Here is a 26472-nt window from a genome sequence, read left to right on the forward strand (position 1 = left end):
GTCTTGCCGGCCTTCCAATTCCCCAGTTGGTACAATACCAATACCAAAACACCCCCTGCGAACAGGGGGTGTTTTGGTATTGGTTGAAATAAAAGTGGCACATGAAACAATCAAAAGCATTCCCCGGAGGCCTTTTTCTGAAAACCGTTCGCAGAAAAAAGGATCGCCCGCCGACACCAAGGGTGTTGACGGGCTTACCTTGCGGGTAATCGCGTAAAAGCGATTCCCTTGTCTAGCCGTGATTCCTTCCAACTCCCCAGTTGATACAAAACCTTGCTAGACAAGAGAATTATAGCCCATCGGTGAGGTGAGAAGCCATGCCAAAGAGGACTGTTTGTATTCAGAATGCCGCATCGCTCGCTATCAAAAATGATGCGCTTGCCATTAGCCAGCATGGGGAGCTGCGCGGACTTATACCCCTTGAAGACATCTGGGCCCTTATCATCGAAACTCACCAAGCTCAGATAACCACGGCGGCACTTTCCAAGTTCTCAGACGCTGGCATTGGAGTCATGTTTTGCGGAGATGACCATATGCCCAATGGACTCCTGCTTCCGCTGGGCGCGCATTCAAGGCATGCAGAGATTGTCGATGACCAACTGGCAATCTCAAAACCCATGCAGAAACGCCTGTGGCAGAGAATAGTTAAAGCAAAGATATCGAATCAGGCCGCCGTTCTCGATTTGCTTGGCTTGGATGGCTCTTCCCTACGGGCAATGGCAAAGGACGTCCTATCGGGAGATACGTCGAATAGGGAGTCCGTTGCCGCGAGCGTCTATTTCAAGAAGGTCCTCCCGGAAGGCAGTCGTCGCAATGGGCCCCTTACCCCTGCTCTCGATTATGGCTACACCGTCCTTAGAGCGGGCATTGGCCGTACGGCCGTGAGTGGTGGTTGGCTCGTTTCGCGGGGTATCCACCACTGCAATAACCTCAATGCCTTCAATTTGGTTGACGATCTTATCGAGCCGTTCCGGCCAATTGTTGACCTGCTCGTTATCCAGAGAGGCCTTGGAGGAACCCTGACGCCAGAGAGCAAGCGCGAGCTCGCATCGGTTTTTGAGTACCTTGTCAGCATTCCGCTGGGTAGAGCCCCTGTTCAAGTTGCCATAGAGAACGAGCTTGAGTCGCTCAAAGCCGCGGTGAAATCAAACGATGCGACTCTACTCGAGCTGCCTGTGGTGATTCCGCTTGAAAAAGCAGGTATGGAATAGGGAACGATGATGAGAATCATGAGAATGCTGGTGCTGTTTGACCTGCCTACGGGCAGCAAGAAGGAGCGCAAGTCCTACGCGGAGTTTCGGAAGTTCCTCATAAAAGACGGCTATCACATGGAGCAGTTCAGTGTCTACTCTCGCGTGCTGCTCTCTCGCGACAGTGCCGACGCCCATCTCAAGAGGCTAAAAGCCAATTTGCCCATCGCCGGTGCGGTTACCGTCATCACGCTTACCGAAAAGCAATATGAGGGGCGAGAGGTGCTCGTAGATAGCCGGCCAAATGTCAGTCGGGCAGATGATCTTGGGCCTCAGCTTACACTCACGTTTTAGAAAAGCGCGCGTGAGTATAATCGTATTACGACGAAATACGATTGGAGGAGAACGACAATGGCAATGGAAGCAACGACCATCCGCTTCGAGCCGGAGGAGAAGTCCTGGATTCAGGCGTATGCCGATTTTGTCGGCAGGACGTTCTCTGATGTGGTGCGCGAGGCAGCACTTGAAATGGTTGAAGACGCTGCTGACTGTCAGGCATATGAAGATGCCTTGGCTGCAGACGATGGCGTGCGCTACTCGATGGATGAAGTCGAGCACATGGCAATGGAAGCCGAATGAGCTATGAGGTCGAGTGGTCGCGTGTCGCGGCAAAAGAGCTACTCTCCATCGAGAAAAAACAGCGGTTAATGATTCTCAAATGGGTTGAAGACAACCTCGCAAGTTGCGAGAATCCCAAGTCGATTCCTGGCTCCAAAGCGCTCAAGGGAACAAAGTATGGCTGGAGATACAGGGTTGGTAGCTACAGAATTCTGGCGACAATCAACGAGGGAAAGCTGCTCATAGAAGTCGTTCGGATTGGGCATAGGCAGGGTGTATACAGGAATCTGCCTGAGGAACTATGACGGGCCGGGAGCCGTGTCTGGTTGGTGTGGCTCCCGGCCCGTTTGGTTTATTCACGTTGCCGGAATGATGAATTGTCTGGATCGATGACTATGCCGTCATAACAGTGACCAAGGCAATCCTCTTGGAGGACGTGAACTTGGGTGTCCCGGCCCCAGGAGCCAAGAGAGGGCCAATTCCCAACCTCGGCTTTTGTCAGAAGGCCTAGGATGGTCATTCGTCCACCAGAGATGTCAAATTTTGAATATCTTCCGATATGCCCGTCAACCTCAACCACATCTCCGGCAAACAAGACCACCGGGTCCCCCTGCATCGCTGATTCTGGTACCGGCTCCCATGCGTTTCTCGCCACGTGGATGGTGCATGCCCTTGGCACGTACGTCCCTGCCTTTATTGCGGGAATATCGGCATAGTAAACTGGCTCCGCGTACCACTTTCCCTTGACCTTGCCGTTTGGCCGAGCGTTTGGGTCAAGCCAAAGCCGCAGGAATGCCATGCCATCGATCAGCTTGACCGAACCGCCGGGGCCGATGCGAACGTTGCCCTTCTTGGCGGTCTTCTCGCCTGCTCTGACCAGAGGATACTTGCCCTTGTCATTGGTAAATCCTTCTAGGTGGTAGAGGGTATCCTCAAAAACACGTCCGGTGACGCCATGGTTAACCATGCGAGTGGGCACCACGAAGGCACGACGTGCGGCGATCTCTTCGGCGAACGTGGGCCAAGGCTGTGTGTCGGAAAGGCGAGATTTGCGCAGATGTTTGAATGTTTCGCGGCCTTTCGAGCTTGCCTCGGCAACCTTCTTGACGGTGCTCTCTGAGCAGGCGGCTATGATAGCCGCGTCGACGGCGTGGTGTCTGTCATCGTCTCGGTCTTTTGTATTTCCCTGTCCAAAGTTGAGGCCCCAGACCCAGCGAAGGTTGCCAGTTGCACCTCCTGCAACGGCGGTGACGTGCTTCTTGCGACCGTCGTTAGGGAACAACAAACAGTCCTCCAGGTAGTTCTTCACGGCTACGGACATGTAGCGATCGTCATTGAGGTTACGAGCAAGGAACTGAGCCTGCACATTGGGGCCGAGGTCGGTGTTGAGAAGGTTGGCACGCTTGCGTGCGTACTTGACCGTGGCCATGACCCGATTGCGATACTCGTCCCAATCAGGAGCGCCGGGTTCTCCAGATGTCATCCACTCGTATGGAGTGCGTTCGCGTTTGTCCTGGTTACTCTTGGAGAGCACGAGCACTTTGTTGGCACGGCTGTCATCGCATGTTCTCGAGTAGGGGAGGATGTGGTCAATTTCGCAGTAGCGATCGTCTCGTACGAGGTGCTCAAGATCAATGGCTGCTCCGGTGTATGCATCCTTCTCGCCCTGTTCTTCTCGCATGGCGAGCTTTCGCACGATACGCCCCGGAACTTCCTCGGGAGAGCAGCCGAGAATGCTGGCGGCCTTTGCTGCCCACTTCTTGTTTGCGGCTTCGTTTGCTCGCTGGTTCTTGCTAACGGTCGCCTTCTCCTTGTTGGACATCTTGAGGTCGCGGCCAAGCTCAATGTGAATCTCGTCTGGTACACCGTGAATGCGAATAATGGAGTTCACGATGCGGCGCATGCGACCCATGGCGCGTAGGACCACGGGATTGCGGCAGGTTGGGTCGTACTTGCTGTAACTGGGCAGAAGATTGTCGCGAAGGCCTCGGTCAGCAAGGCGTAGGTCGAGAAGCCCCGTTGCCCTTTCTGCATCCGTAAGGGTGCGAATCTCCGGTTCCTCGAAGGCGCCGAGAAGGATTCCCAAAGCCTTGAGGCTGCGGCTTCCATAACCCTTAAAGAGCTTGCCTGTAAACGGCACGCTGCTGCACAGCGCCGCCTGCTCATCGTCGGTGAGGTCTAGTAGGCCAAGCCGCTCGCCAAGGCTCGCCTCAGTGCTGGCGAAGGTCAGCGCTTCGCAGATGTCATCTCCTAGCTCCCGATCTTTGAACATGCGGACGAGCAGGTCCTCGTGGTTCTCATACAGCGCCGTGCGTAGGCAACGCCACGATTTTGGCGAGAATGGCTCGCCCTTCTCGCCATCCTGCGCCACGCCTTTGAAGACGTCCTTTCCGCTTAGATCAAGGTCTTTGCGAATCATGCCGTACGTGACCTTGCACTCCTTGTTTCCCTTGAGCGGCAAGGGAGAGAAGAGCACGTCAAGGTAGCCGTCAATCTGATTGGGAGTAAGGTTCTGCTCGGAGCCGTCCTCATGCACAATGACGATATGCCCCAACCTCTCATAAGCGCGGCAGAGCTCAGAGGAGATGTCAGCGTCGGCGGCGCGCTTCTCTTCGGGAAAGTATGGGCAGGCCCCAACGAGCTCATAGACACGTTTGTCATGGTCGACGGTCTTCTTCTCCCATTCAAGGCAGTCGATGTAGTCCTTCTCAAAGCCTTCCGAAGCTTTGGAGTTTCCTAGGGCGCGCTGCGCAGCAAAGAGCGCGTGTACTTCGTCCTTGATCTGCGAGTTGTTGACGCAGAGGGAATAGTCTCCGCCGTGATTGCGCGACTTCCCGTGGTTGGCATAAAGCATCTCACCAACGGTGCGGTAGTTGCCTCTCTTCATGGTTGCCTCGTTTGCCTTGATGGCGCTGAGGACCTTTCTGCCTTCTCCGTCGTCTGTCTCGCCTAGGCGGCCCTCGCCGTGCGGGATGTATCCACGGCGCCCACAGAGTGAATACAGCACTTGGGCAAACTCGCGGTCTGCAAGTTTGCGGTCGAGCCCGTTGGCGCGGAGCTTGAGAATGGGCTTATCGCCCTTCTTGCTTTGGAGCCAGGCTTTGTCTGCGTCTTCCGGAACAAGGTCCGCGCCCTTGAGAAGTGCAAGACAATGCTTCATGCGAGTTGCCGTGCGAAGCGTGTTGCGCCTGGCGCTTCGGGCGTTGCGTCGCGTAACGGCGAGGCTAGTCTTGGTTTTGGCCTCTTGCGGTGCGTCAAAGAGGTGGGAGCCCATCTCGAGAATCTTGTGGTTCGTCATGTCCAAAAGGCAAAAACCACAGCTGGCAATGCCGGGGTCAAGCCCGAGAACCAAATAGGGACGGTTGGCTTCCATGGGCGCTCCTCTGATCGCTTAGAGTTTGGAAATGGATGTTTGATGATTTCCAAAGTATAGGAGCGCACGAGGCTCCAATACGGGCTTCTCGGCAGATGGCCCATTGATGGAAGGCTTCGCTTCGAAAAGGGCGGAGTTACCGGGCGAAGCCGTGGTTTGTCACAATGACGCCGAGGCTAAGATTTCCGCACCAAATGGGGCACAATGAACCACGCGAGAAGGACGCGCCCACGGTACGGGCCCCTCGCGGAGAGGAACAAGGAAAACATGGCAGACACAACCACCACCATCCACACGGACGTCGCGATTGTCGGCGCTGGTCCGGCCGGCATCTTCACTGCGCTGGGCCTTCTCGGCAAGGGCGACACGCGCTCCATCACCATCGTCGAGAAGGGCCTGCCCGTCGAGCGGCGTAGCTGCCCCAAGGCCAAGGTGGGCCACTGCGTCCACTGCCAGCCGTGCCGCATCACCACGGGTTTCTCGGGCGCCGGCGCCTTCTCCGACGGGAAGCTCTCGCTCTCGCGCGAGGTGGGCGGCGACCTGCCCGAACTTATCGGCCACCAGTTCGCGCAGGAGACCATCGACCGCGTCGACCAGATGTACCTCGACTTTGGCGCTGACCCGCACGTCGAGGGCCTTGGCCACGCCGACGAGGTTGCGGAGATTCGCCGCCGCGCCATTAGCGCGGGTCTCAAGCTCGTGGACTGCCCCATCCGCCATCTTGGCACCGAGAAGGCCCAGGAGCTCTATGCGCGTATCGAGAAGCACCTGCTTGACGCCGGTGTGACCATCCTCTTCGAGACCGAGTGCGAGGAGGTCGTGATCGAGGATGGCGTGTGCCGTGGCCTTGTGGTGCGCAACCGTGACGGCGAGACGCGCGTCGTTGCCGGAGAGACGATCGTCGCCACGGGTCGTCGTGGCGCCAGCTGGTTCGATTCTATGTGCGAGGAGCACGGTATTGGACACGTGGCGGGCCCCGTTGACGTGGGTGTTCGCGTGGAGGTACGCAACGAGGTCATGGAGCGCGTGAATGACGTGCTCTACGAGTCGAAGCTCATCGGCTATCCCAATCCGTATAAGAACAAGGTGCGCACCTTCTGCCAGAACCCCGGCGGCTTTGTGAGCCAGGAGAACTACGACGGTGGCCTGGCAGTGGTGAACGGCCACTCGTACAAGGACCGCAAGAGCCCCAACACCAACGTGGCGGTGCTCTGCACGCTTAACTTCAAGCACCCCTTCAACCAGCCCATTGCTTACGCGCAGCGCGTTAGCGAGCTCATCAACATGCTGGGCGCCGGCCACATCCTGGTGCAGCGCTTTGGCGACATTCTCGACGGCAAGCGCACCTGGCCCAAGGAGCTTGCGCAGTCCAACGTGGTGCCCACGCTCCCTGACGCCGAGGCTGGTGACATCACCGCCGCCATGCCCATGCGCCCCATGGTCGAGATCATCGAGTTCATCAAGGCCGTCGACCGCGTGGTTCCGGGCTTTGCCTCCTACGAGACGCTGCTCTACGCGCCCGAGGTCAAGTTCTACAGCAACCGCGTCCAGATGGACGAGAACTTCGACACCAACGTCCAGCACCTCCACTGCCTGGGCGACTCCTCTGGCTGGACCCGCGGCCTCATGATGGCCTCGGTGATGGGCCTGCTCATGGGCGAGAAGCTCGCCGACCGATGAGACAAAGGGAGTTTCCCTTTGTCTCATGTGCGTCGCGCGTGTGGGGCGCGCCCGGCTGAATCGAAACACCCCTGCGGTGGTAGACTTTGCAATGCTGACTAATCATGTCGCGTCACCGCACGTCCATCGTGCGCCGCGGCCCACCTGCAAGGAGAACTGCCATGCGCGACAAGCTCGAGAAGATTATTGCCGCGTACGAGGAGCTGGAGCAGAAGATGGTCGACCCGGCCGTCGTCTCCGACCCCAAGGAGTACGCGCGCATCGCAAAGGAACACGCCGACCAGGCCGCCCTCGTGGCCAAGGCGCGCGAGTACCTCCAGGCCCTCGATGACATCGAGGCCGCCAAGGAGATGCTCCACGAGGCGTCCGACGCCGAGGAGAAGGAGATGCTCCAGGCAGACATCTCCGATAATGAGTCCAAGCTTCCCGCCCTCGAGGAAGACGTCAAGTACATGCTCATTCCCGGTGACCCCAACGACGAGAAGGACACCATCGTCGAGATTCGCGCCGGCGTGGGCGGCGACGAGGCGGCCATCTTTGCCGGCGACCTCTTTAGCATGTATCAGCGCTTCGCTCAGTCTCGCGGCTGGAAGACCGAGGTCCTCGACGCCAGCCCCGGCGAGGCAGGCGGCTTCAAGACCATCGAGTTCAAAGTTACGGGCGAGAAGGTCTACTCCGTCATGAAGTACGAGAGTGGCGTCCACCGCGTCCAGCGCGTGCCCAAGACCGAGAGCCAGGGCCGCATCCAGACCTCAACGGCCACCGTCGCGGTGCTGCCCGAGGCCGACGAGATTGACATCGAGATTAAGCCCGAGGACCTGCGCATCGATACGTACTGCTCGTCCGGTCCTGGCGGCCAGGGCGTCAACACGACCTATTCGGCCGTGCGCATCACGCACATCCCCACCAACACGGTGGTGCAGTCGCAGGAGCAGCGCTCTCAGATCCAGAACCGCGAGGTCTGCATGCAGATGCTGCGCGCCCGCCTCTACGAGGCCGAGCTCGAGAAGCAGCAGGCCGAGCAGGGCGCCGAGCGTCTCTCGCAGATTGGCCATGGCAACCGCTCCGAGAAGATCCGCACGTACAACCAGCCGCAGGACCGCGTCACGGACCACCGCATCGGCTTCAACTCTACGTACAACGGTGTGCTTCTCGGCGACCAGCTGGGCACCGTGATTGACGCCCTTGCAGCGGCAGACCGCGCCGAGAAGCTCGCGCAGGCGGTGTAAGGCGGAGGCTCCCACTCCCTCTGAAGTTTCGTATCAAAGAGCATCAACTTGCGTGCCAGCTGGACCGAGTCTGCTGGCGCGCTTTGTGTGTGGGGCGCATGCCCAGCACGGCCAGCAAGACCCTGTCTTTGGTCGTGTGCCTTCGCGGACAGCAGCCGGTGGGAACCTGAGCGGATAACATTGTTGCGTCCTGCTGCTCTGCCCAAAATTTGCGGTTGCCGGTCGTTTTTCAGGGTTTCGCCTAGTATCACCCCGCTAGTGCCATTTCCCTACCTGCGGTTCCGCAAAAAGTTAGAGCTATCGTACTCGGCGATTCGCCAAAAATGGACCGGCAACCGCAAATTCTGTGCACGCGCATCCTCCGTAGGCGGCAAGAGGGGTCCCCGTCTGGCCCTTTTCCTTCGTTGCGCTATGATTCGGGGACTTAACACGCGATCAGGGAGGAAGAGTGTCCCAAACTGGACAGGAGACCTGGACCGTCAAGCGCATGCTTGAGTGGACGCGCGGGTACCTCGAGCGCAAGGGCGACGAGCACCCGCGTCTCTCTGCGGAGTGGCTGATAAGCGACGTCACAGGGCTCTCTCGCGTTCAGATCTACATGAACTTCGACAAGCCGCTCACCCCGGCCGAGCTCGATGCCATGCACGATGCCGTGGTTCGACGGGGCCGCGGAGAGCCCCTGCAGTACGTGACCGGCGAGATGCCCTTCCGCCACATCGTGCTGCACTGCGAGCGCGGTGTGCTTATCCCGCGTCCCGAGACTGAGGTCCTCGTCGATGCCGCTCTCGAGGGGGTGGATGCTGCCCCGGTAACCTTCCCGGCAATTCTTGGGGAGGTCCCCGAGTCGACCAAGAACAAGGCCGTGGGCGAGGATGTCAAGGGCGCCTCGCCTTCGGGCGGCGCATCTTTCGAGAAAAGTGCCTCCGCCGAGTCGGACGCCGAGCCGGCAGAACCCACCGACCCGGCCGAACCCGCCGACCCGGCCGAACCCGCCGAGCCTCCGGTGCTGGTGGAACCCGGTTGCCGCGTGCTCGAGATTGGCACCGGTACCGGCTGCATCGCGCTCTCCATCGCGAGCGAGCGCTCCGGTACCCGCGTGGTGGCCACGGACCTCTCGTCCCAGGCCGTGGCGCTTGCAACGCGCAACCGCGATGCCCTGGGTCTCGAGAATGCGGTCACCGTGGTCGAGAGCGATCTGGCCTCCGCTGTGGACCCGGACCTCATGGGCACCTTCTCGGTGCTGGTCTCGAACCCGCCGTACATCCCCTCTGCCGTGGTGCCCACACTTCCGCAGGAGGTCATCGGCTACGAGCCGGGTCTTGCGCTCGACGGTGGCGAGGACGGCCTGGACGTCTTCCGGCGCATCCTCGAGCTGGCGCCGCAGGCGCTGGCGCCAGGCGGCATGCTCTGCTGTGAGCTCTTCGAGGACAACGTGGGAACCGCTGCCGAGCTTGTGCGCGCCCAGGGCGGCTGGGCTAGCGCCGAGGTGCGAGAAGACCTCACGCACCGTCCTCGCGTCCTTGTCGCCATGCGCGAGGGGTAGGATGTCGACCTGCGGGGGGGTAAAGCCGACGCCCGCCCAGACATCGCGGTGGCCTGCCGCGCGCCGGTCATTCCGGCGCAAGCCACGTCAAACAGGAGGAGAAACCATGGGTCGTGTGATGCAGGCAAGCCAGGACAACCCCTCGGCGGAGGCGCTTGACGCCGCGGCCGAGATCCTCAAGAACGGTGGCGTGATTGTCTCGCCCACGGATTCCGTCTACGGCCTCGTGTGCGCGGCGACGACAGGCAACCCTGCCCACCAGCGCATATTTGCCATCAAGAACCGTCCCGCCACCCAGACGCTCCCCTTGTTCGTGGCAGACCCCGAGGACCTTCTGCGCTTCGCGGCAACCATTCCCTCCTGGGCCTTCGCCCTCGCCCATGCCTACTGGCCGGGCGCGCTCACCCTGGTGGTCACCGCCACGGATGCCCTTCCTGCGGAGTACCTTGCGCCAACCGGCACCGTTGCACTCCGCTGCCCCAACTCCCAGCTTGTGCGCGAGCTGGCCCGCCGCGTGGGACCCCTTGCCCAGACCAGCGCAAACACGCACGGCGAGCCGTCGGCAACCTCCGGCGCCTCGATCGAGCCCCAGATAGTCGACGCCGTAGACCTCACCCTTGACGGCGGCCCTGCGCCCATCGCGGTGGCGTCCACCATCGTGGACTGCACGGGGTCCGTCCCCCGCGTCCTTCGCGAGGGCGCGATTGCCGAGAAGGACGTCATGCGCGTTGCGGAGGTCTAGGCCTTCTCGGCGCTCAATCCCTCTCTCCGGCAGCCAAAGAAGTTGCCGTTTTCGCAACGTTTCGCAAAGGCGTGTTTCGCATGGACGAATGGTTGCCGCGCAGCGCGTCCCCTCGCGCTATCCTCTAGACAGGGTGTCCCGCGCGGGCGTCCACGCAGAGCAGAGAGGAGCCTCCATGCGCGTTGCCATTGCCTCTGACCACGCTGGCTTCGATCAGAAGGGGCCCATCGTGCGGCACCTCCGCGAGGAGGGCTACGACGTCATCGACCTTGGCCCAAGATCGGGCGAGCGCTGCGACTACCCGGACTTTGGCGACAAGGTTGGCCGCTATGTCGCCTCCGGAAAGGCCGAGCGCGGCGTTGTCATCTGCGGCACCGGTCTTGGCATCTCGATGACGGCCGACAAGGTCCCCGGCATCCGCGCCACGCCGGTCCAGACGGTCCAGTTCGCCCAGCTTGCTCGCGAGCACAACAATGCCAACGTCATAGGCCTCTCGGGCCGCTTCGTCTCGCTCGAGACAAACGAGCAGATCGTCGACACCTTCCTCACCACCGAGTTCGCCGGCGGACGTCATGCCGCCCGCGTCGAGAAGATCATGCGCGAGGACGATCCGGCGTTCACCGGCGTCCCCGAGGAGTTCGGCCTGTAGCACGCATGTAGTAACCATCTGCCAGCCATCGTTGTCGCGGACCATCCGGCCCAAGAAGGAGAATGCCATGTACCTCGAGCACCTGAGCGCCACCGACCCCGAGCTTGCCTCCGCCATCGGCGACGAGCTCACGCGAGAGCGCAACTCCATCGAGCTCATCGCCTCCGAGAACTTCGTCTCGCTCTCTGTGATGGAGGCCGTTGGGTCCCCGCTCACCAACAAGTACGCAGAGGGCCTTCCGGGCCACCGCTACTACGGCGGCTGCTGGGCGGTCGACGAGGTCGAGAACCTCGCGCGCGACCGTGTGAAGAGGCTCTTTGGCGCTGGTTTCGCAAACGTCCAGCCTCACTCGGGCGCCCAGGCAAACTACGCCGCCGAGGCGGTCTTCGCCAAGCCGGGAGACACCATCATGGGCATGGCCCTCGACAACGGCGGCCACCTCACCCACGGCTCGCCCGCGAACTTCTCGGGCAAGCTCTACAACGTCGTCTCCTATGGTCTCGACCCCGAGACCGAGCGCATCGACTTCGACGACGTGGCGGCAAAGGCCGAGAAGTACCAGCCCAAGCTCATCATCGCCGGCGCCTCTGCCTACCCGCGCACCATCGACTTCGAGCGCTTCGCGCAGATCGCACACGACAACGGCGCGGCGCTCATGGTCGACATGGCACACATCGCCGGCCTCGTTGCCACTGGCCGCCACCCCTCGCCCGTGCCCTATGCCGACGTCGTGACCTCCACCACGCACAAGACCCTGCGCGGCCCGCGTGGCGGCATCATCCTCTGCAACGACCCCGCCATCTCGAAGAAGATCAACTCGTCGGTCTTCCCGGGGACGCAGGGCGGACCGCTCGAGCACGTCATCGCCGGCAAGGCCGTCGCCTTTGGCGAGGCGCTGCAGCCCGAGTTCGCCGCCTACACCGATGCCATTCTCGCCAACGCCAAGGCGCTCGGTCGCGGCATGGAGTCCCGCAGCCTGAGGCTCGTGACCGGCGGCACCGACAACCACCTGCTCCTCGTTGATCTCACGCCCGCCGGTGACGTGACTGGTCGCGATGCCGAGGCTGCGCTCGACGCCGTGGGCATCACGGTCAACAAGAACACCATCCCCGGCGAGCAGCGCTCGCCCTTCGTCACGAGCGGCATTCGCGTGGGCTCTGCGGCGGCAACCACCCGCGGCTTTGGCGAGGCCGAGTGCGAGCGCATCGGCGAGCTCATCGGCGACGTCGTGACCAACCTCGGTGATGCCGTCGCGCAGGAGCGCGTTGCCGGCGAGGTCAAGGAGCTCCTGCAGGCCCACCCCCTCTATCCAGAGCTCTAGCGAGCTGAATGAGACAAAGGGACTGTCCCTTTGTCTCAATACGAGAAGGGATGCACATGGCAGATTACGACGAGAGCAGGCTTACGGTCGTCAATCACCCTCTGGTCCAGCACAAGCTGAGTATCCTGAGGGACAAGGACACGGGTACCAAGCAGTTCCGCGAGCTCGTGACCGAGCTTGCAATCTTCGAGGGCTACGAAGCCATGCGCGACTTTCCGCTCGAGGACGTCGAGGTTGAGACCCCGCTCGAGAAGACCACCTGCAAGCGCATCGCCGGCAAGAAGGTTGCCATCATCCCCATCCTTCGCGCCGGTCTGGGCATGGTGGACGGCATCCTCACCCTCGTCCCCTCGGCGCGCGTGGGGCACGTGGGCATGTATCGCGACCCCGAGACCCACATTCCCCACCAGTACTACTGCAAGTTCCCGCCCGACGTTGAGAACCGCACCTGCCTGGTGGTTGACCCCATGCTCGCCACGGGCGGCTCGCTTACGGCGGCAATCCAGTTCCTCCGCGAGGCCGGCGTGAAGGACATCCGCTGCCTCACCATCGTGTCCTGCCCCGAAGGTGTGAAGGCCGTCCTCGACTACGACCCCGATGTTCGTCTCTACACGTGCTCGGTCGACAGGTGCCTTAACGAGAACGCCTACATCCTGCCCGGCCTGGGTGACGCTGGCGACCGCATTTACGGCACCAAGTAGCATGGCGCTCTGGATCGTTCTGGGCGTGGCAGTGGGTCTTCTCGCTGCCACGCCCGTCCTTTTTGTGCTCTATCAGGCGGCGAGCAAGAACAGACCCTCTGTGGCGGCGGGCCTGGGAAGCGTTTTGGCCTCGTTCTTTGGGATTCAGCTCGTTGTGCTTGCCGTTCACCTGGCAAACCCCACTGCCACGCTACCGTTCGGCGGCGCGGCGGCTCTCTCATTTCTTGCTTTTGTGACCGTTGCGGGGCTTGTCTCGTGGCGGAGAAGCCCGCATAAATAGGGTGTTCCGGGATACTCCTTTGGTAGTACCTAGGTAGTGCCTCGGGAACCCTGCGGTAGTGTGCGATTTGTGCCATCCGTGCAAATTTGATGATGCTGCAGCAGACCAAAAGAATGGGAGTACGGGGGCTGAGTCACAAGAATTCCCAGTTAGCTGCGACAAAGAGAGTTACTTATTGAACCTTGTTCAAAAAATAGTCTGAACTTGATTCCCAGGTACTCCCAAAGTGCTAATATCCGTCCTTGCTTTTTGAACAACCGAAGCTTCGCCTTGCGAAGGGGCGCGCTTGGGGGTCGCAAATGCGGGGCTCTGCTCGTTGCCATACACGGGAGACGCGAATGAATCCCTGCATGGAGTGGGTAGAATAGGATTCGTGCGCGCAGCCAAGGGGCATATCGGAAGGTTGCTTCTCGGTTGTTCGGGGACGAAGTGTGGAAGGAAGGACGAATAGTGGACGCGCTTTCCAAGCTGCCCGACGCGATGGACGAGCTGCTCGACGGCTTCATGAGCCATGCCGTCGTCGGAGACACCACGGTTGGCCTCACCCAGTACATCTTCTGGATGTTCGTCGCCATCGCGCTGCTCTTTGTTGTCATGTTCGTGTTCAAGAAGAAGCAGGCACAAAGCCTCGTCCCGCAGGGCTTCTTCGTGAACGGTATGGAGTACCTCGTTGAGTTCACCCGTGACGACATGTGCAAGTCCATCCTGGGCGACACTTGGAAGAAGCACTTCCCGTTCATCGCGGCCCTGTTCTTCTTCATCCTCTTCAACAACATCGTGGGCATCATTCCTGGTTGCCATCCCGGTACCGGCACCATGGGCGTCACTGCGGCGCTCGCCCTCGTCTCGTTTGTCTACTTCATCGCCGTGGGCATCAAGCGCCTGGGCGTGCTCGGGTACCTCAAGAGCTTCGCTCCCAAGGGCCTGCCCCTTCCCATGACCATCATGGTGTGGATCATCGAGCTTTTCTCGACGTTCCTGCGCCTCATCACCCTGGCCGTCCGACTCTTCTGCAACATGTTCGCCGGGCACGTGGTCATGGGTACGTTCGCCATTCTCGCGTCGCTCTTCTTCGAGCCGCTGCTTCAGAGCTTCTCGGTGGCAGCGCTTGGCGGAGCGGCCGTCTCGGTCTTCTGGGTTCTCATCCTCATCGTTATCTACCTGGTCGAGATTCTGGTGGCCGTCATCCAGGCATATGTCTTCACCCTGCTCTCGGCTGTCTACATCCAGCTCGTGGAAGAGGAAGAGTAGCTACTTAGGCAACAAGCGGAACACGACCGCTTCTGCATAGCACGACGTCAGAGTTCGCCTGGTCCAGGCGAGTGACAAAGGAGGAATCGTGGGAGTCATTGGTTATGGTCTCGGTGTTATTGGCGCCGGCATCGGTATCGGCCTTGCTGCCTACGGCGCAACCACGTCGATGGCGCGTCAGCCTGAGGTCCAGGGTCGTCTGTTCACAGTCTTCATTCTGGGCTCCGCATTCGTCGAGGCGCTTGCCCTTATCGGCTTCGTCGTGACGCTGATTGCCTCCTAGAGGTATGGAACAACACGTCATACAAGCTGAGTTGGAGGGACGTATGAACAGGAACATGAAGGGGAGCGCGCGCATTGCGACCGTCGCTGGTCTCATGCTAGGCACGGTCCTCTCACTGCCCACCGTCGCCCTCGCCGAAAGTCCCAGCGGCCCTGATCTCCTTCTGCCAAAGCCCGCGGAGTTCATCCCCGCGCTCATCGCTTTCCTTGTCATCTGGCTCATCATGGCCAAGCTCGCTTGGCCATCGATTCTGGGGATGATGGAGAAGCGTCAGCAGAAAATCCAGGATGACCTGGACTCCGCCGAGAAGTCAAAGGCAAAGGCGGCTGCTGAGGCCCAGAGCTACGAGGATAAGCTCGTCGACGCCAACCGCAAGGCAGAGGAGATTATCTCTGAGGCCAAGAAGGAGGCCGAGGAGGAGCGCTCCCAGATTCTTGCCAAGGCGCAGCACGAGGCGGCTGACATCATTGCAAAGGCGCATGGCGCTGTCGATTCCGAGCGCCGCAAGGCCACGATCGAGCTCTCGAACTCCGTCGTCGACCTTTCCGTCGAGATCGCGAGCAAGATCATTGGCAACGACCTTACCGAGGATCAGCAGCGTAGGCTTGCTGAGAAGTACCTCGCGGAAGTGAGTGCCCCCGATGAGCATTAAGCAGCCCGAGGAAGAGAAGGCGGAGGCCTACACCAGGGCCCTGCTCGATGCGGCTCGTCAAGAGGGCCGCGCAAACGCCGACCTGGTGCAGTGGCAACATGCCAAGAAGTTCTCGCCCGAGGTGCTGGAGACTCTCTCGGCCATGCAGGCCGAGGATGATGCAGACCTCATTGATCAGGTTGCCAAGAGGTACAAGGAACTCCTGGATAGCGAGGACAAGACCGTTTCGGTCACCGTCACCACGGCCGTTCCCATGGACGACGCGTTGCGCGACAAGGTCCGCACCCAGGCCGAGAAGCTGCTCAACGCACCCGTCTATCTCGTCGAGCGCGTTGACCCAAGCATCCTTGGCGGAGTTCTTCTCGAGGCGCGTGGCAAGCGCATGGATGCTTCCGTGCGCGCCCAGCTCTCGCACATCAGGAAGACGCTCTCCTCAGCATTCATCGGAGGTGAAGAGCAGTGACAGAAAACGAGCAGGCTACGATTGACTCGTCGATTAGCTCTGAGCGCATCATGAGCACCCTGCGCGAGCAGCTCTCGGCCATCAATGCTACGGTCGACCGCCAGGAGGCGTCGGTCGTCACGCAGGTGGGCGACGGCATCGCGTACATTTCGGGTCTCAAGACCGCAATGGCAGGCGAGCTTCTGCAGTTTACGAGCTCTGTGACGGGCCACAGCGTCTACGGTCTTGCACAGAACCTCGAGGAGGACAGGGTTGGCGCCGTCCTCTTCGGTGACGTTGACTCCATCAAGGAGGGTGACGAGTGCCGTACAACCGGCCGCGTCATGGACATCCCCGTGGGTCACGCCATGCTCGGTCGCGTGGTGAACCCCCTGGGCCAGCCCATCGACGGACTTGGTCCCATCGACTCCACGCACCGACGCCCCATCGAGTTCAAGGCCCCCGGCATCATGGCTCGCCAGCCGGTCTGCGAGCCCGTGCTCACCGGTCTTCTCGCCATCGACGCCATGGTGCCCATTGGCCGTGGCCAGCGCGAGCTTATCATTGGCGACCGCAAGACGGGTAAGACCGCCATTGCCATCGACACCATCGTGAACCAGCGTGACACGGACATGCTCTGCATCTACGTGGCCGTTGGCCAGAAGGCCTCGACGGTCGCCACGATCAGGGAGTCTTTGGCCCAGCACGGTGTCCTCGACAAGACGGTCATCGTTGCCGCTACCGCAGCCGACTCTGCGCCGCTGCAGTACATTGCACCCATGGCCGGCGCTGCTATCGGCGAGTACTTCATGTACAACGACGCTAACGGCAACCCCGCTGACGCCACGCACCCCGGCGCCCACGTTCTCGTGGTCTACGACGACCTCTCCAAGCAGGCCGTTGCATACCGTCAGATGTCGCTGACGCTGCACCGTCCACCTGGACGCGAGGCATATCCTGGCGACATTTTCTACCTGCACTCGCGTCTCCTCGAGCGCGCCTGCAAGCTGTCCGACGAGAACGGCGGCGGCTCGCTCACGGCACTCCCCATCATCGAGACGCAGGAGGGCGACGTCTCCGCCTACATCCCGACCAACGTGATTTCCATCACCGATGGCCAGATTTACCTGCAGACCAACCTGTTCTTCCAGGGCCAGCGCCCCGCTGTGGACGTGGGCATCTCGGTCTCCAGGGTTGGTGGCGACGCCCAGTACAAGGCTATGAAGCAGGTTGCCGGTACGCTGCGCCTTGACCTTGCTGCCTACCGCGACAAGCAGGCGTTTGCGCAGTTTGGCTCCGACCTCGATGCCACCACGCAGTACCAGCTCAACCACGGTGCGCACATGATGGAGCTCCTCAAGCAGGGTCGCTTTGCCGCTCTGGCCGCGCCCGACGAGATCATCTCGGTCTTCGCCGGCAAGGAGGACTTCCTCGACGACATCGACCTCAACCACGTGAGCCTGTTCCGCGACGGGCTTGCCAAGTACATGGCCGAGAAGCACCCTGCGCTGCGCGCCTCGCTCCTCGAGGGCAAGATCTCCGAGGACCAGGAGCGTCGACTCAAGGAGCACATCACGCACTACAAGGCCCAGTTCATGCTCGAGCACCCCAACAAGGCCAAGGCACGCGACGTCGAGCACGCCGCTGAGAAGACCGAGGCCCCCGAGAACGTGGCGGTGCCCGGCCAGGACGCGGAGAAGGGCCAGGAGTAGCGAGCGATGGCCAACCTTCGCGAAATACAGCGGCGCATGTCCTCCATCAAGAGCACCATGCAGATCACGCGCACCATGGAGATGATCTCCACTGCGCGCATCCGCTCGGCGCTCAAGAGGGCGGACGAGGCTACACCGTACAAGGAAGCCATCACCAATATGCTCGCGAACGTTGCGAGCGCCGGCTTCGATGACTCCCAGCCTCTGCTCCGCGGCCGCTCGTCCGAGAAGAACGTCCTGTTCATCCTCGTTGCGTCCGACCGCGGGCTTGCTGGCGGCTTTAACCTGCTCCAGCAGCGTGCGGTCGAGCGAGAGATGGCCGAGCTTAAGGAGAAGGGCGTCTCGTCTGAGGTCATCACCTGTGGCAGGAAGCCTACCGAGTACTTCACCTTCCGCAAGGTGAAGCCGGTCATGTCATTCGTTGGGATCTCCTCTGAGCCAAACCAGGACGAGGCGGATCGCATCGCCACGTACGTGATGGATGCCTACGCCTCGGGCCGCATCGACCGTGTCGTGCTGTGCTACTGGCACGCAAAGAACCGCGTCGACCAGACACAGGTCACCGAGCAGCTCCTGCCGGTCACGCAGGAGAAGCTCATGATGCCCAACGCGCCCCGTACCAAGGAGGCCCTCTCGGAGGTCGACCACAAGTTCTACTCCGACTACTCCTTCGAGCCTTCCGCGCAGGAGGTCCTGGGGTACCTGATGCCCGCCTACATCAAGACAGTCATCTTCCACGCGCTTCTCGATTCGGCCGCAGCCGAGCACGCCGCCCGTCGTCGTGCCATGCAGTCGGCCACCGACAACGCGAAAGAGGTCCTGAGCTCGCTCGGCCGCACGTATAACCGCGAGCGCCAGGGCGCCATCACCACCGAGCTGACCGAGATCATTGGCGGTGCGGCTGCATTGGAGGACAGCTACTAATGGCAGAAACCACCGAACAGGTGCGCACCCTGCTTGAGGAGGCCACCTACAACAAGCTCAACAAGAGCGTCGGCGAGGGACGCATCGTCCGTATCGTCGGGCCTGTTGTCGATGTCAAGTTCGACGACAGGGTGCCTTCGATCTATACGGCGCTTCTCGTCGACGACGATACGCCCATCGGACGAGTGAAAACGGTGCTCGAGGTCGAGTCCCAGCTTGCTGGAGACGTCGTCCGCACCGTAGCCATGTCGTCCACCGACGGCCTTCAGCGCGGCCTGCGCGTCAGGGACACCGGGCACCCCATGATGATGCCCGTTGGCCCCTCGACCCTTGGTCGTGTCTGGAACGTCATGGGCGAGCCGGTCGACGGCAAGCCCGTCCCCGACGACGTCCAGTACTACCCCATACACCACCCAGCGCCCGCCTTCGACGAGCTTACCACCCAGACCGAGATCTTCGAGACCGGCATCAAGGCCATCGACCTTCTCGAGCCCTATGTCCGCGGTGGCAAGACCGGCCTCTTTGGCGGCGCTGGCGTTGGCAAGACGGTCCTCATCCAGGAGCTTATCAACAACCTTGCCCAGCAGCACGGCGGCACCTCCGTGTTCACCGGCGTCGGCGAGCGTACCCGTGAGGGCACCGACCTCTACCTCGAGATGAGCGAGTCTGGCGTCATCAACAAGACCTGCCTGGTCTACGGCCAGATGAACGAACCGCCTGGAGCGCGTATGCGCGTCGCCCTTGCCGGTCTCACCACCGCCGAGTACTTCCGCGACCAGGGCCAGGACGTCCTGCTCTTCATTGACAACATCTTCCGCTTCTCGCAGGCGGGCTCCGAGGTCTCGGCTCTTCTCGGCCGTATGCCGTCTGCCGTTGGCTACCAGCCTACGCTGGCAACCGAGATGGGCGAGCTGCAGGAGCGCATCACCTCCACCAAGGAGGGCTCCATCACCTCGGTCCAGGCCGTCTACGTCCCTGCCGACGACCTCACCGACCCCGCGCCTGCAACCACGTTCACGCACCTCGATGCCACCACGGTTCTCTCGCGTGCCATCACCGAGCTTGGCATCTACCCGGCAGTGGACCCGCTGGCCAGCTCGAGCTCTGCGCTTGACCCGTCCATTGTGGGCGAGGAGCACTACCGCGTTGCCATGAAGGTGCAGGAGATTCTTCAGGAGTACTCCGATCTTCAGGACATCATCGCCATTCTTGGTATGGACGAGCTCTCCGAGGAGCAGCAGCTCACGGTTTCTCGTGCCCGCAAGGTTCAGCAGTTCCTCTCGCAGAACTTCCACGTGGCCCAGAAGTTCACCGGTGTCCCCGGCGTGTACTGCACCGTGGATGAGACCGTCCGCTCCTTCGCCCAGATCATTGATGGCAAGTGCGATGACATTCCCGAGCAGGCATTCCGCTTTGCCGGCAACATCGATGACGTGCGTGCGCGCGCCAAGAAGATGCAGCAGGCTACCTCCGAGAAGACCGAGGGCTAGGTAGACACATGGCCGAGCTCAATTGTCAGTTCGTCCGCCCGGACAGGCTGCTGTTCGAGGGGCCCGTTGCGAGCCTCATCCTTGTCGCCCACTCCGGCGAGCTTGGCGTATGGCCCGGCCATGCGCCGGAGATTTGCTCGCTGGGCGATGGCGTGGTTCGGCTGCACCTCCGTGAGGAGGACGGCGGCGGCACCACTAAGGTTGTCATCTCGGGCGGTTATGCCCAGATTGACGAGAAGGGCGTCATCATCCTGGCGGACCACGCTCGTCTTTCGGACGACATCGAGCCAGACGTTGTTCGCGAGACCCGCGATACCGCGCTCGACACGCTGAACGGCCTCGATGAGGGCGATGGGCGCCGCGCGTATTGGGAGAACAAGGTCAAGTGGTGTAATCTACTGCTCAAAGAAGCGGCGGAGCACAAGTAGAACTAAGACCCAGGCGGCCCCGCGAAAGCGGGGTCGCCTGCTGTATGCAGGAGGAACATGGACGTCATCAAAGTCGAGGGCGGGCACGCCATTTCTGGTGAGGTCACGGTAGAGGGAGCCAAGAACTCAGCGCTCAAGCTCATGGCGGCTACCATCATGGCGCCAGGCGTCACCACATTGAAGAACGTCCCCAATATCGCGGACGTCCACGTTATGGGCAAGGTCCTCAAGCGCCTCGGCGCCACCATTGACGTGTTGGATAAGCACACGCTCGTCATTGATACCTCGAATGTGGACAAGTGGGAGACCCCCTACGAGCTGGTCGCCCAGATGCGTGCCTCAACTGCGGTTCTTGGTCCGCTCATCTCGCGCTTTGGCAAGGCTGTCGTTGCCATGCCCGGTGGCTGCAACATCGGCGCACGCAAGATTGACATGCACATCCTTGGCCTTGAGGAGCTGGGCGTTCAATTTGACGTGAAGCACGGTAACATCCACGCCACCACACCCAACGGGATCACGGGCAATACGGTCACGCTTGCCTTTGCGAGCGTGGGAGCTACCGAGAACCTCATGATGGCCTCGGTGCACGCCAAGGGCACTACAATCATCGACAATGCTGCGCGCGAGCCCGAGATCGTGGACCTGGCAAACATGCTTAACGAGATGGGCGCAAACATCCGCGGCGCGGGGTCGCCCGTCATTGAGGTCGAAGGAGTGGGGGAGCTTCATCCCGTTACGCATACCGTGGTGGGGGACCGCATCGAGGCGGGTACCTTCCTTGCCATTGGTGGCCTGTGCGGCAAGCCTGTCACCGTGAACGGGTTTGACCCCATTCACCTCGGGCTTGTGCTCAAGAAGTTCGAGAAGATGGGCATCACCGTGCAGCGCGACGTTCATGGCTGCACGGTCTGGCGCGAGGGACCAATCCTCCCCACTGACATCCAGACGCTTCCTTTCCCGGGCTTCCCCACAGACATGCAGGCACAGACCATGTGCCTTCTCGCCTTGGCAAAGGGCTCCTGCGTTATCACCGAAAACGTCTTCGAGAACCGATTCATGTTCGCGAGCGAGCTCCAGCGCATGGGAGCAGATATCACCATCGAGGGGCACCACGCCATCGTGCACGGCGTGCCGGGCTTCTCGGGTACGCAGGTGAAGTCGCCCGACCTCCGTGGAGGTGCGGCGCTTGTCATGGCGGGTCTTGTGGCAGACGGCGTCACAACCGTCTCTGCCATTCACCACATCGAGCGTGGCTACGAGGGCTTTGTGAGCAAGCTTGTCTCGCTGGGCGCCAAGGCGGAGAGGGACACGATTCCCGACGACGAGGATGCGATTAGGGACTAGGTCCCTTCTCGCGGAAAGAATGCGGAGCGGCTGATGAGCAAGCACATGAAGACAGAGGAGAACGGCTCCCGTGTCGATGCGCCCAATGAGTACAGCCGCACCAACGTCGAGCGCTATAGCAGTAAGCGACGCAAGCGCACAACGCGCAGGAACATCCTGCGAGGGATTGCCATAGCGCTTGTGGTGGTTCTTGTCGGCGGAGGCACGGCGGCTGCCCTCTGGATTAATGGCGTTCAAAACCGCATGAACAATAGACAGGTCATTACCCCCGAGCTTCAGCAGAGCCTAGCCAGCTCCTCAGACGACAACACCCCTGCCGAGCCAAACGACCCCTACTACGTGCTGCTCCTTGGTACGGACGGCCGACCAGGCGAGACTGACTACCGCGCCGACACCATCATCCTCGCCCGCATCGACCCTCCCAACAAGCGCATGACGCTCCTTTCGATTCCCCGCGACACCATGGTCGAGTGGAAGGGCACGACCATGAAGATCAACGGGGTCCACACCTACGATGGCGCTGCCGGGATGGTGCAGATCGTGAGCGATAAGTGCGGCGTGCAGATTTCGCACTACGCCGAGATTGCCTTCGACGGCCTTTCGACCCTCACCGACGCAATGGGCGGTGTGACGGTTGACGTTGACCAGCACATGAAGGACACCGAGAATTTCGACGACGTGACCGAGCTTCAGCCTGGCGTCCAGACGCTCAATGGCGCACAGGCTCTCTTCTACTGCAGGTGCCGCCACTTTCCCGATGGTGACTACACGCGCATGCGTCACCAGCGCACCTTCATCAGGGCCATGCTCAATCAGCTGCTGGCGACCGACGATCCTACCAAGATCGTGAGCCTGGTCGACGCAACCGCAGACGTCATTAGCACGGATCTCTCGGTTTCTGACATCGTGGCGCTTGCTTCCGAGATGGTGGGCATGGACACCGAGAATGACATCTACACGGCCTACGTTCCGTCCGAACCCAAGGATGTCGATGGAGTTGCCTATGTTGTCGCCGACTGGGATGCCCTCACCGATATGATGAAGGCCATCGATGCGGGAGAAGACCCCTCCTCCCTTGACGAGGATCAGTATGGTTATACCGACGAAGGTTCCGCATCTTCAAGCTCGGATGGCGTAGCGGATGATTCTGCCAGCACCAGCACCAACGCGAGCGCCTCGACGCCTACCACGACGACAGCCACATCCACGCGGTCTGCCGATTCTTCGATCTCCTCGTCCGCCTCGGCGCCAAAGAATTGATTACTTGGGGATAATGACTCCAGGACACGCGGCGGGGCCGCGTATAGCAAGATGGGGGAGATATCTCATGGCTCTAACGGGTGACGGAAACCACGATCACGCCCTCACAAGGGCGGGCGAGGATTACCTCGAGTCAATATACAGGCTGTCCAAAGAGTCGGGCGAGCCTGACGAGAGCGTTCGCTCGGTGGACGTTGCCGAGCAGCTTGACGTGTCAAAGGCCAGCGTGAACAAGGCGCTCTCCATGCTCAAGGAAGAGGGCATGGTCAACCAGAGCCGGTATGGAAGGGTAACACTCACGCCCGAGGGCAAAAAATACGCTGCCATCGTGTGGCGCGCCCACCGCGCCCTGCGCGCATTTCTCGAGGCCGACCTTGGCGTAGAGGCCGAGCGGGCAGATGAGGAGGCCTGCCTTATGGAGCATGTCCTCTCTGCCGACACTATGTCGCGCCTCATTGACTATCTCGCAAAGCAGGGCGTGACTATCCCCGATTAGCTCTGTGGCGAGGTGCTGCACTCGGTGTGTGCACCGTGTGATGACAACCCAGGATGGGGCCGCGCGTCCGGCGGACGACTGCCGCTAAGAGAAGGCAGGGCGCATGGCACGCGCGCGGGGGTATGGTGTGACTGGCGAACTATGCCAAACTGCCCACTACCGAAGGGAACGTTAGCATTATGAAGGCAATCATTCCGGCAGCAGGTCTTGGTACGCGTTTTCTGCCCGCTACGAGGTGCATGCCCAAGGAACTCCTGCCTGTGCTCGACAAGCCAATCCTCCAGTACGTTGTTGAGGAGGCCCTCGAGCCCGAGGGGGTCGACGGGGTCGTGATTGTGAACTCGCGTGAGAAGCCTCAGATTGAGCAGTACTTCTCCGTTGACGAGGAGTTCGAAGCCATGCTGCGGAAGCGCGGCAAGGGCGTGGCCGCAGACCGCATCCACGAAGCTTCAACGCTTCCGGTCTCCTTTGTCTATCAGGACAATCCGCGCGGCCTGGGCCATGCCGTCCACTGCGCCGCCGACAAGATTGACGACGAGCGGTTCTTTGTGCTTCTCGGCGACTACTTCGTGCCGGACAAGCAGATGTGTGTCCGTATGGCCGAGGTATCTCGCAAGCACAACGGCGCATCCGTTATCGCCGTTGCGCCAGTGCCAGCAGATCAGGTGAGCCGCTACGGCATCATTGCCGGTGAGTGCACGGGTCACCTTGACGGGGCACAGGGCGGCGAGGAGGACGAGGGAGCCGTTTGGAAGGTGACCGGCCTTGTCGAGAAGCCTAAGCCCGAGGATGCGCCCTCGCACCTCTTTATTGTTGGGCGCTATCTCCTCTCGCCGCGCATCATGGAGCTCCTGGCCACGCAAGCGCCGGGTGCTGGTAACGAGATTCAGCTTACCGATTCCATGCAGCGTCTTCTCGAGGAGGAGGAGATGTATGCGTTGGTGGTTGACCCTGCAGAGGGATGCGATACCGGTACCCCTGCTGCCTGGGCGGCAACCAATGCGCGCATGGCTCTCAAGAACCCCCAGACTGCGGAGGCATTCCGCGAGGCACTTGGTGATGTGACTGTTGGATAGGCGTCCCAACATAATTCGCTTTGGCGCCGACGGCTGGCAGGCGCGCCTGGACGACGGCTTCGATGAGGTCGGCGTAAGGCGTGTCGCCGATGCCCTCGGCCTTCTTTGGGCCGAGGCTCACCCGGGTGCCACGGTTCTCGTTGGCTACGATACGCGTCATAACTCCGCAGAGTATGCATGCGTGGCTGCGAGTGTGCTTGCGTCGTTTGGACTAAAGTCAGTTGTCTCGGACAGGCCGTGCCCCACGCCGTGTGTCTCGTGGTGCTGCTCGAAGAGAGACGATGCCGTGGGCGTGGTCATGCTTACGGCAAGTGAGCGCTCTTGTGAGTATGGGGGCCTTATCGTTCGCGGCGCGGATGGTGGCCCCGTCTCGCGCGAGTTCCTCGATACCGTGGAGCAGCACATCTCTCTGGAGCCTCCGGCGGACAGTGGAGACTATCAGACAGAGAATTTCGTCGACCCGTACCTCGACGATCTAGTCACGCTCGTTGATGGCCCAGCTATAGCAGCGGCAGGACTGAGCGTTGTAGTCGACCCCATGTACGGCGCGGGGGCAGGAGTGCTTTCTGCCGCGCTCGACCGTTTGGGTTGCAAGGTGACGGAGATCCACGCCGGTCCCTGCGAGGACTTTTGCGGACTCCATCCCGAGCCGTGCGACCCTTGGGCTGACGAGTGCGAAGAGGCCGTCTCCGCCACCGGGGCTGACATGGGCTTTCTCCTCGATTGCGATGGTGACCGAGCGGGGGTTGTTGACGAGAACGGTGACATCTTGCTGCCGCACGAGTTGTCTCCGCTGATACTTGGGCATTTGGTCGAGAACCGCGGCGAGTTCGGACGCGTCGTGGTTACGCTCACGTGCTCTGCGCGCATTGCGCGCCAGGCAGAGCGCCTGGGCTGCCCGCTTACCTCTGTGCCTGTTGGCTTCTCACGTATATATAGAGAAATGCGCGAGGGCGATGTGGTCCTTGGGTGCGAGGAATACGGCGGCCTCTCCTTCCCCTCCCACCTCCCCGAGCGCGACGGCCTCCTGTCCTGCCTGCTCGCCGCCGAGCTCGCGGCGTCCTCCGGGCTGCCCCTGCGGCGCCTGGTGCGCGGCATGGGCGACAGGATCGGCCACATGCGCTACACGCGCAGGGACGTGCGCCTCGACCCCGCCGCCACGCAGGCGTTCCGCAACGTCCTGCCCGGCCTCAACCCCGGCTCCGTGGCCGGGCGCCGGCCCGTCGAGGTCAGCCACGCCGACGGCCTGCGCCTCCAGTTCGACGACGGCTCCTGGGTCCTCATGCGCCCGTCCAGGTCCGACCCCGTGGTGAGGGTGTACTCGGAGGCCCCCACCGAGGGGGAGCGCGACCGGCTCCTGGACGCCTCGTGCGGGATGGTGCGCGCCGGGGCGTGAGCCCCGCATGTGGAGGGTGTGTGGAGACGCCCGCGCCCCCTTCCCACCCGTCCCCGGGGGGCGTATATTACTTCCTCGCGCGGCGCCGCGCCCCACACGGGATGGCGCCGCAGGGCACCCTGAGAACCGGATACCGTGTCCGAGAGATCGGACGACGAAGGACAGACTAGCGATGCTCGAATGCCGTGCGAGAGCACGGCGCCGAGTCGATTCCAGTGAAGTCCGAGATCAGCGTGGTCTTGGAGTGGGACCCGGACATCCGTCGCATTGGAGAGTCACGCCGCGCGAAGCGCGGCGCTCCGAACGGAGAGTTCGATCCTGGCTCAGGATGAACGCTGGCGGCGCGCCTAACACATGCAAGTCGAACGGCCGGACCCACCTCGGTGGGCGAG

Annotated in this window: 26 protein-coding genes and 1 rRNA gene; 26 read left to right on the forward strand and 1 reads right to left on the reverse strand. The window is 61.4% G+C overall.

The window, feature by feature from the left end; translation table 11 throughout:
- Positions 1 to 317 precede the first annotated feature (317 nt).
- From cas1 to BMX94_RS09535, 4 genes are read left to right on the forward strand one after another with little or no spacing between them, the layout of a single operon-like run.
- Complete coding sequence (gene cas1 / locus BMX94_RS09520) at positions 318 to 1211, forward strand: type II CRISPR-associated endonuclease Cas1 (protein WP_091005924.1); 894 nt, start codon at positions 318 to 320, stop codon at positions 1209 to 1211.
- A gap of 9 nt (positions 1212 to 1220) precedes the next feature.
- Positions 1221 to 1544: a CRISPR-associated endonuclease Cas2 gene (gene cas2, locus BMX94_RS09525; protein ID WP_218138482.1), complete on the forward strand. Its 324-nt coding sequence runs from the start codon at positions 1221 to 1223 to the stop codon at positions 1542 to 1544.
- 57 nt (positions 1545 to 1601) lie between these two features.
- Positions 1602 to 1829, forward strand: coding sequence for a type II toxin-antitoxin system RelB family antitoxin (relB, locus tag BMX94_RS09530; RefSeq protein ID WP_091005928.1), 228 nt, complete (start codon positions 1602 to 1604; stop codon positions 1827 to 1829).
- A complete protein-coding gene (locus BMX94_RS09535) occupies positions 1826 to 2113 on the forward strand; it encodes a type II toxin-antitoxin system RelE family toxin (RefSeq protein WP_091005929.1) in 288 nt (95 codons plus the stop codon). Before relB ends, BMX94_RS09535 begins: the two co-directional genes overlap by 4 nt.
- 47 nt (positions 2114 to 2160) lie before the next feature.
- Here BMX94_RS09535 and cas9 read toward each other — a convergent pair whose 3' ends face one another.
- Positions 2161 to 5181, reverse strand: a complete 3021-nt coding sequence (cas9, locus tag BMX94_RS09540) for a type II CRISPR RNA-guided endonuclease Cas9 (RefSeq protein WP_091005931.1) — start codon at positions 5179 to 5181, stop codon at positions 2161 to 2163.
- Positions 5182 to 5448: 267 nt separating this feature from the next.
- Between cas9 and BMX94_RS09545 the strand changes: the two genes are divergently transcribed.
- From BMX94_RS09545 to BMX94_RS09650, 22 genes are all read left to right on the forward strand, one after another.
- Complete coding sequence (locus tag BMX94_RS09545) at positions 5449 to 6861, forward strand: NAD(P)/FAD-dependent oxidoreductase (RefSeq protein ID WP_091005934.1); 1413 nt, start codon at positions 5449 to 5451, stop codon at positions 6859 to 6861.
- A 161-nt stretch (positions 6862 to 7022) separates the two neighbouring features.
- On the forward strand, positions 7023 to 8090 hold the full coding sequence (gene prfA, locus BMX94_RS09550; RefSeq protein WP_032110000.1) for a peptide chain release factor 1: 1068 nt from the start codon (positions 7023 to 7025) through the stop codon (positions 8088 to 8090).
- A 448-nt stretch (positions 8091 to 8538) separates the two neighbouring features.
- The gene (locus tag BMX94_RS09555) at positions 8539 to 9633 is read left to right on the forward strand and encodes a N5-glutamine methyltransferase family protein (RefSeq protein ID WP_286160083.1); all 1095 of its coding nucleotides are present in this window, start codon (positions 8539 to 8541) and stop codon (positions 9631 to 9633) included.
- Positions 9634 to 9739: 106 nt separating this feature from the next.
- Positions 9740 to 10375 (forward strand): L-threonylcarbamoyladenylate synthase, encoded by a 636-nt coding sequence (locus BMX94_RS09560; RefSeq protein WP_072355533.1) that lies wholly within the window; start codon positions 9740 to 9742, stop codon positions 10373 to 10375.
- Between the two features lie 175 nt (positions 10376 to 10550).
- On the forward strand, positions 10551 to 11024 hold the full coding sequence (rpiB, locus tag BMX94_RS09565; protein ID WP_072355532.1) for a ribose 5-phosphate isomerase B: 474 nt from the start codon (positions 10551 to 10553) through the stop codon (positions 11022 to 11024).
- A 67-nt stretch (positions 11025 to 11091) separates the two neighbouring features.
- Positions 11092 to 12345, forward strand: a complete 1254-nt coding sequence (gene glyA / locus BMX94_RS09570) for a serine hydroxymethyltransferase (RefSeq protein ID WP_091005936.1) — start codon at positions 11092 to 11094, stop codon at positions 12343 to 12345.
- Between the two features lie 56 nt (positions 12346 to 12401).
- A complete protein-coding gene (gene upp / locus BMX94_RS09575) occupies positions 12402 to 13046 on the forward strand; it encodes a uracil phosphoribosyltransferase (RefSeq protein WP_059052418.1) in 645 nt (214 codons plus the stop codon).
- A gap of 1 nt (position 13047) precedes the next feature.
- On the forward strand, positions 13048 to 13326 hold the full coding sequence (locus BMX94_RS09580) for a hypothetical protein (protein WP_091005938.1): 279 nt from the start codon (positions 13048 to 13050) through the stop codon (positions 13324 to 13326).
- Between the two features lie 450 nt (positions 13327 to 13776).
- Positions 13777 to 14577, forward strand: coding sequence for a F0F1 ATP synthase subunit A (gene atpB, locus BMX94_RS09585; RefSeq protein ID WP_091005939.1), 801 nt, complete (start codon positions 13777 to 13779; stop codon positions 14575 to 14577).
- A gap of 88 nt (positions 14578 to 14665) precedes the next feature.
- Complete coding sequence (atpE, locus tag BMX94_RS09590) at positions 14666 to 14860, forward strand: ATP synthase F0 subunit C (RefSeq protein WP_091005940.1); 195 nt, start codon at positions 14666 to 14668, stop codon at positions 14858 to 14860.
- 43 nt (positions 14861 to 14903) lie between these two features.
- Positions 14904 to 15512 (forward strand): F0F1 ATP synthase subunit B, encoded by a 609-nt coding sequence (gene atpF, locus BMX94_RS09595; RefSeq protein WP_091005942.1) that lies wholly within the window; start codon positions 14904 to 14906, stop codon positions 15510 to 15512.
- Positions 15502 to 15975, forward strand: a complete 474-nt coding sequence (locus BMX94_RS09600; protein WP_091005944.1) for a F0F1 ATP synthase subunit delta — start codon at positions 15502 to 15504, stop codon at positions 15973 to 15975. The genes atpF and BMX94_RS09600 overlap by 11 nt, the downstream gene beginning before the upstream one ends.
- A gap of 20 nt (positions 15976 to 15995) precedes the next feature.
- Complete coding sequence (atpA, locus tag BMX94_RS09605) at positions 15996 to 17666, forward strand: F0F1 ATP synthase subunit alpha (protein WP_091005972.1); 1671 nt, start codon at positions 15996 to 15998, stop codon at positions 17664 to 17666.
- Positions 17667 to 17672: 6 nt separating this feature from the next.
- On the forward strand, positions 17673 to 18590 hold the full coding sequence (gene atpG, locus BMX94_RS09610) for an ATP synthase F1 subunit gamma (RefSeq protein ID WP_091005946.1): 918 nt from the start codon (positions 17673 to 17675) through the stop codon (positions 18588 to 18590).
- Complete coding sequence (atpD, locus tag BMX94_RS09615) at positions 18590 to 20080, forward strand: F0F1 ATP synthase subunit beta (protein WP_091005948.1); 1491 nt, start codon at positions 18590 to 18592, stop codon at positions 20078 to 20080. The genes atpG and atpD overlap by 1 nt, the downstream gene beginning before the upstream one ends.
- An 8-nt stretch (positions 20081 to 20088) precedes the next feature.
- Positions 20089 to 20508, forward strand: a complete 420-nt coding sequence (atpC, locus tag BMX94_RS09620; RefSeq protein ID WP_091005949.1) for an ATP synthase F1 subunit epsilon — start codon at positions 20089 to 20091, stop codon at positions 20506 to 20508.
- Positions 20509 to 20565: 57 nt separating this feature from the next.
- Positions 20566 to 21852: a UDP-N-acetylglucosamine 1-carboxyvinyltransferase gene (gene murA / locus BMX94_RS09625; RefSeq protein ID WP_091005950.1), complete on the forward strand. Its 1287-nt coding sequence runs from the start codon at positions 20566 to 20568 to the stop codon at positions 21850 to 21852.
- Between the two features lie 33 nt (positions 21853 to 21885).
- Positions 21886 to 23112 carry an LCP family protein gene (locus tag BMX94_RS09630; protein WP_091005952.1) on the forward strand — a complete coding sequence of 409 codons (1227 nt, stop codon included), beginning with the start codon at positions 21886 to 21888 and terminating at the stop codon, positions 23110 to 23112.
- 67 nt (positions 23113 to 23179) lie between these two features.
- Positions 23180 to 23608, forward strand: coding sequence for a metal-dependent transcriptional regulator (locus BMX94_RS09635; protein ID WP_091005954.1), 429 nt, complete (start codon positions 23180 to 23182; stop codon positions 23606 to 23608).
- Between the two features lie 179 nt (positions 23609 to 23787).
- Positions 23788 to 24684 (forward strand): UTP--glucose-1-phosphate uridylyltransferase, encoded by an 897-nt coding sequence (locus BMX94_RS09640; protein ID WP_091005955.1) that lies wholly within the window; start codon positions 23788 to 23790, stop codon positions 24682 to 24684.
- The gene (locus BMX94_RS09645; RefSeq protein WP_091005957.1) at positions 24677 to 26080 is read left to right on the forward strand and encodes a phosphohexomutase domain-containing protein; all 1404 of its coding nucleotides are present in this window, start codon (positions 24677 to 24679) and stop codon (positions 26078 to 26080) included. The genes BMX94_RS09640 and BMX94_RS09645 overlap by 8 nt, the downstream gene beginning before the upstream one ends.
- A 300-nt stretch (positions 26081 to 26380) precedes the next feature.
- Positions 26381 to 26472 (forward strand): 16S ribosomal RNA (locus BMX94_RS09650); the annotation flags it as partial.

The sequence above is a fragment of the Olsenella sp. KH3B4 genome (assembly GCA_900111695.1).
GTDB lineage: Bacteria > Actinomycetota > Coriobacteriia > Coriobacteriales > Atopobiaceae > Tractidigestivibacter.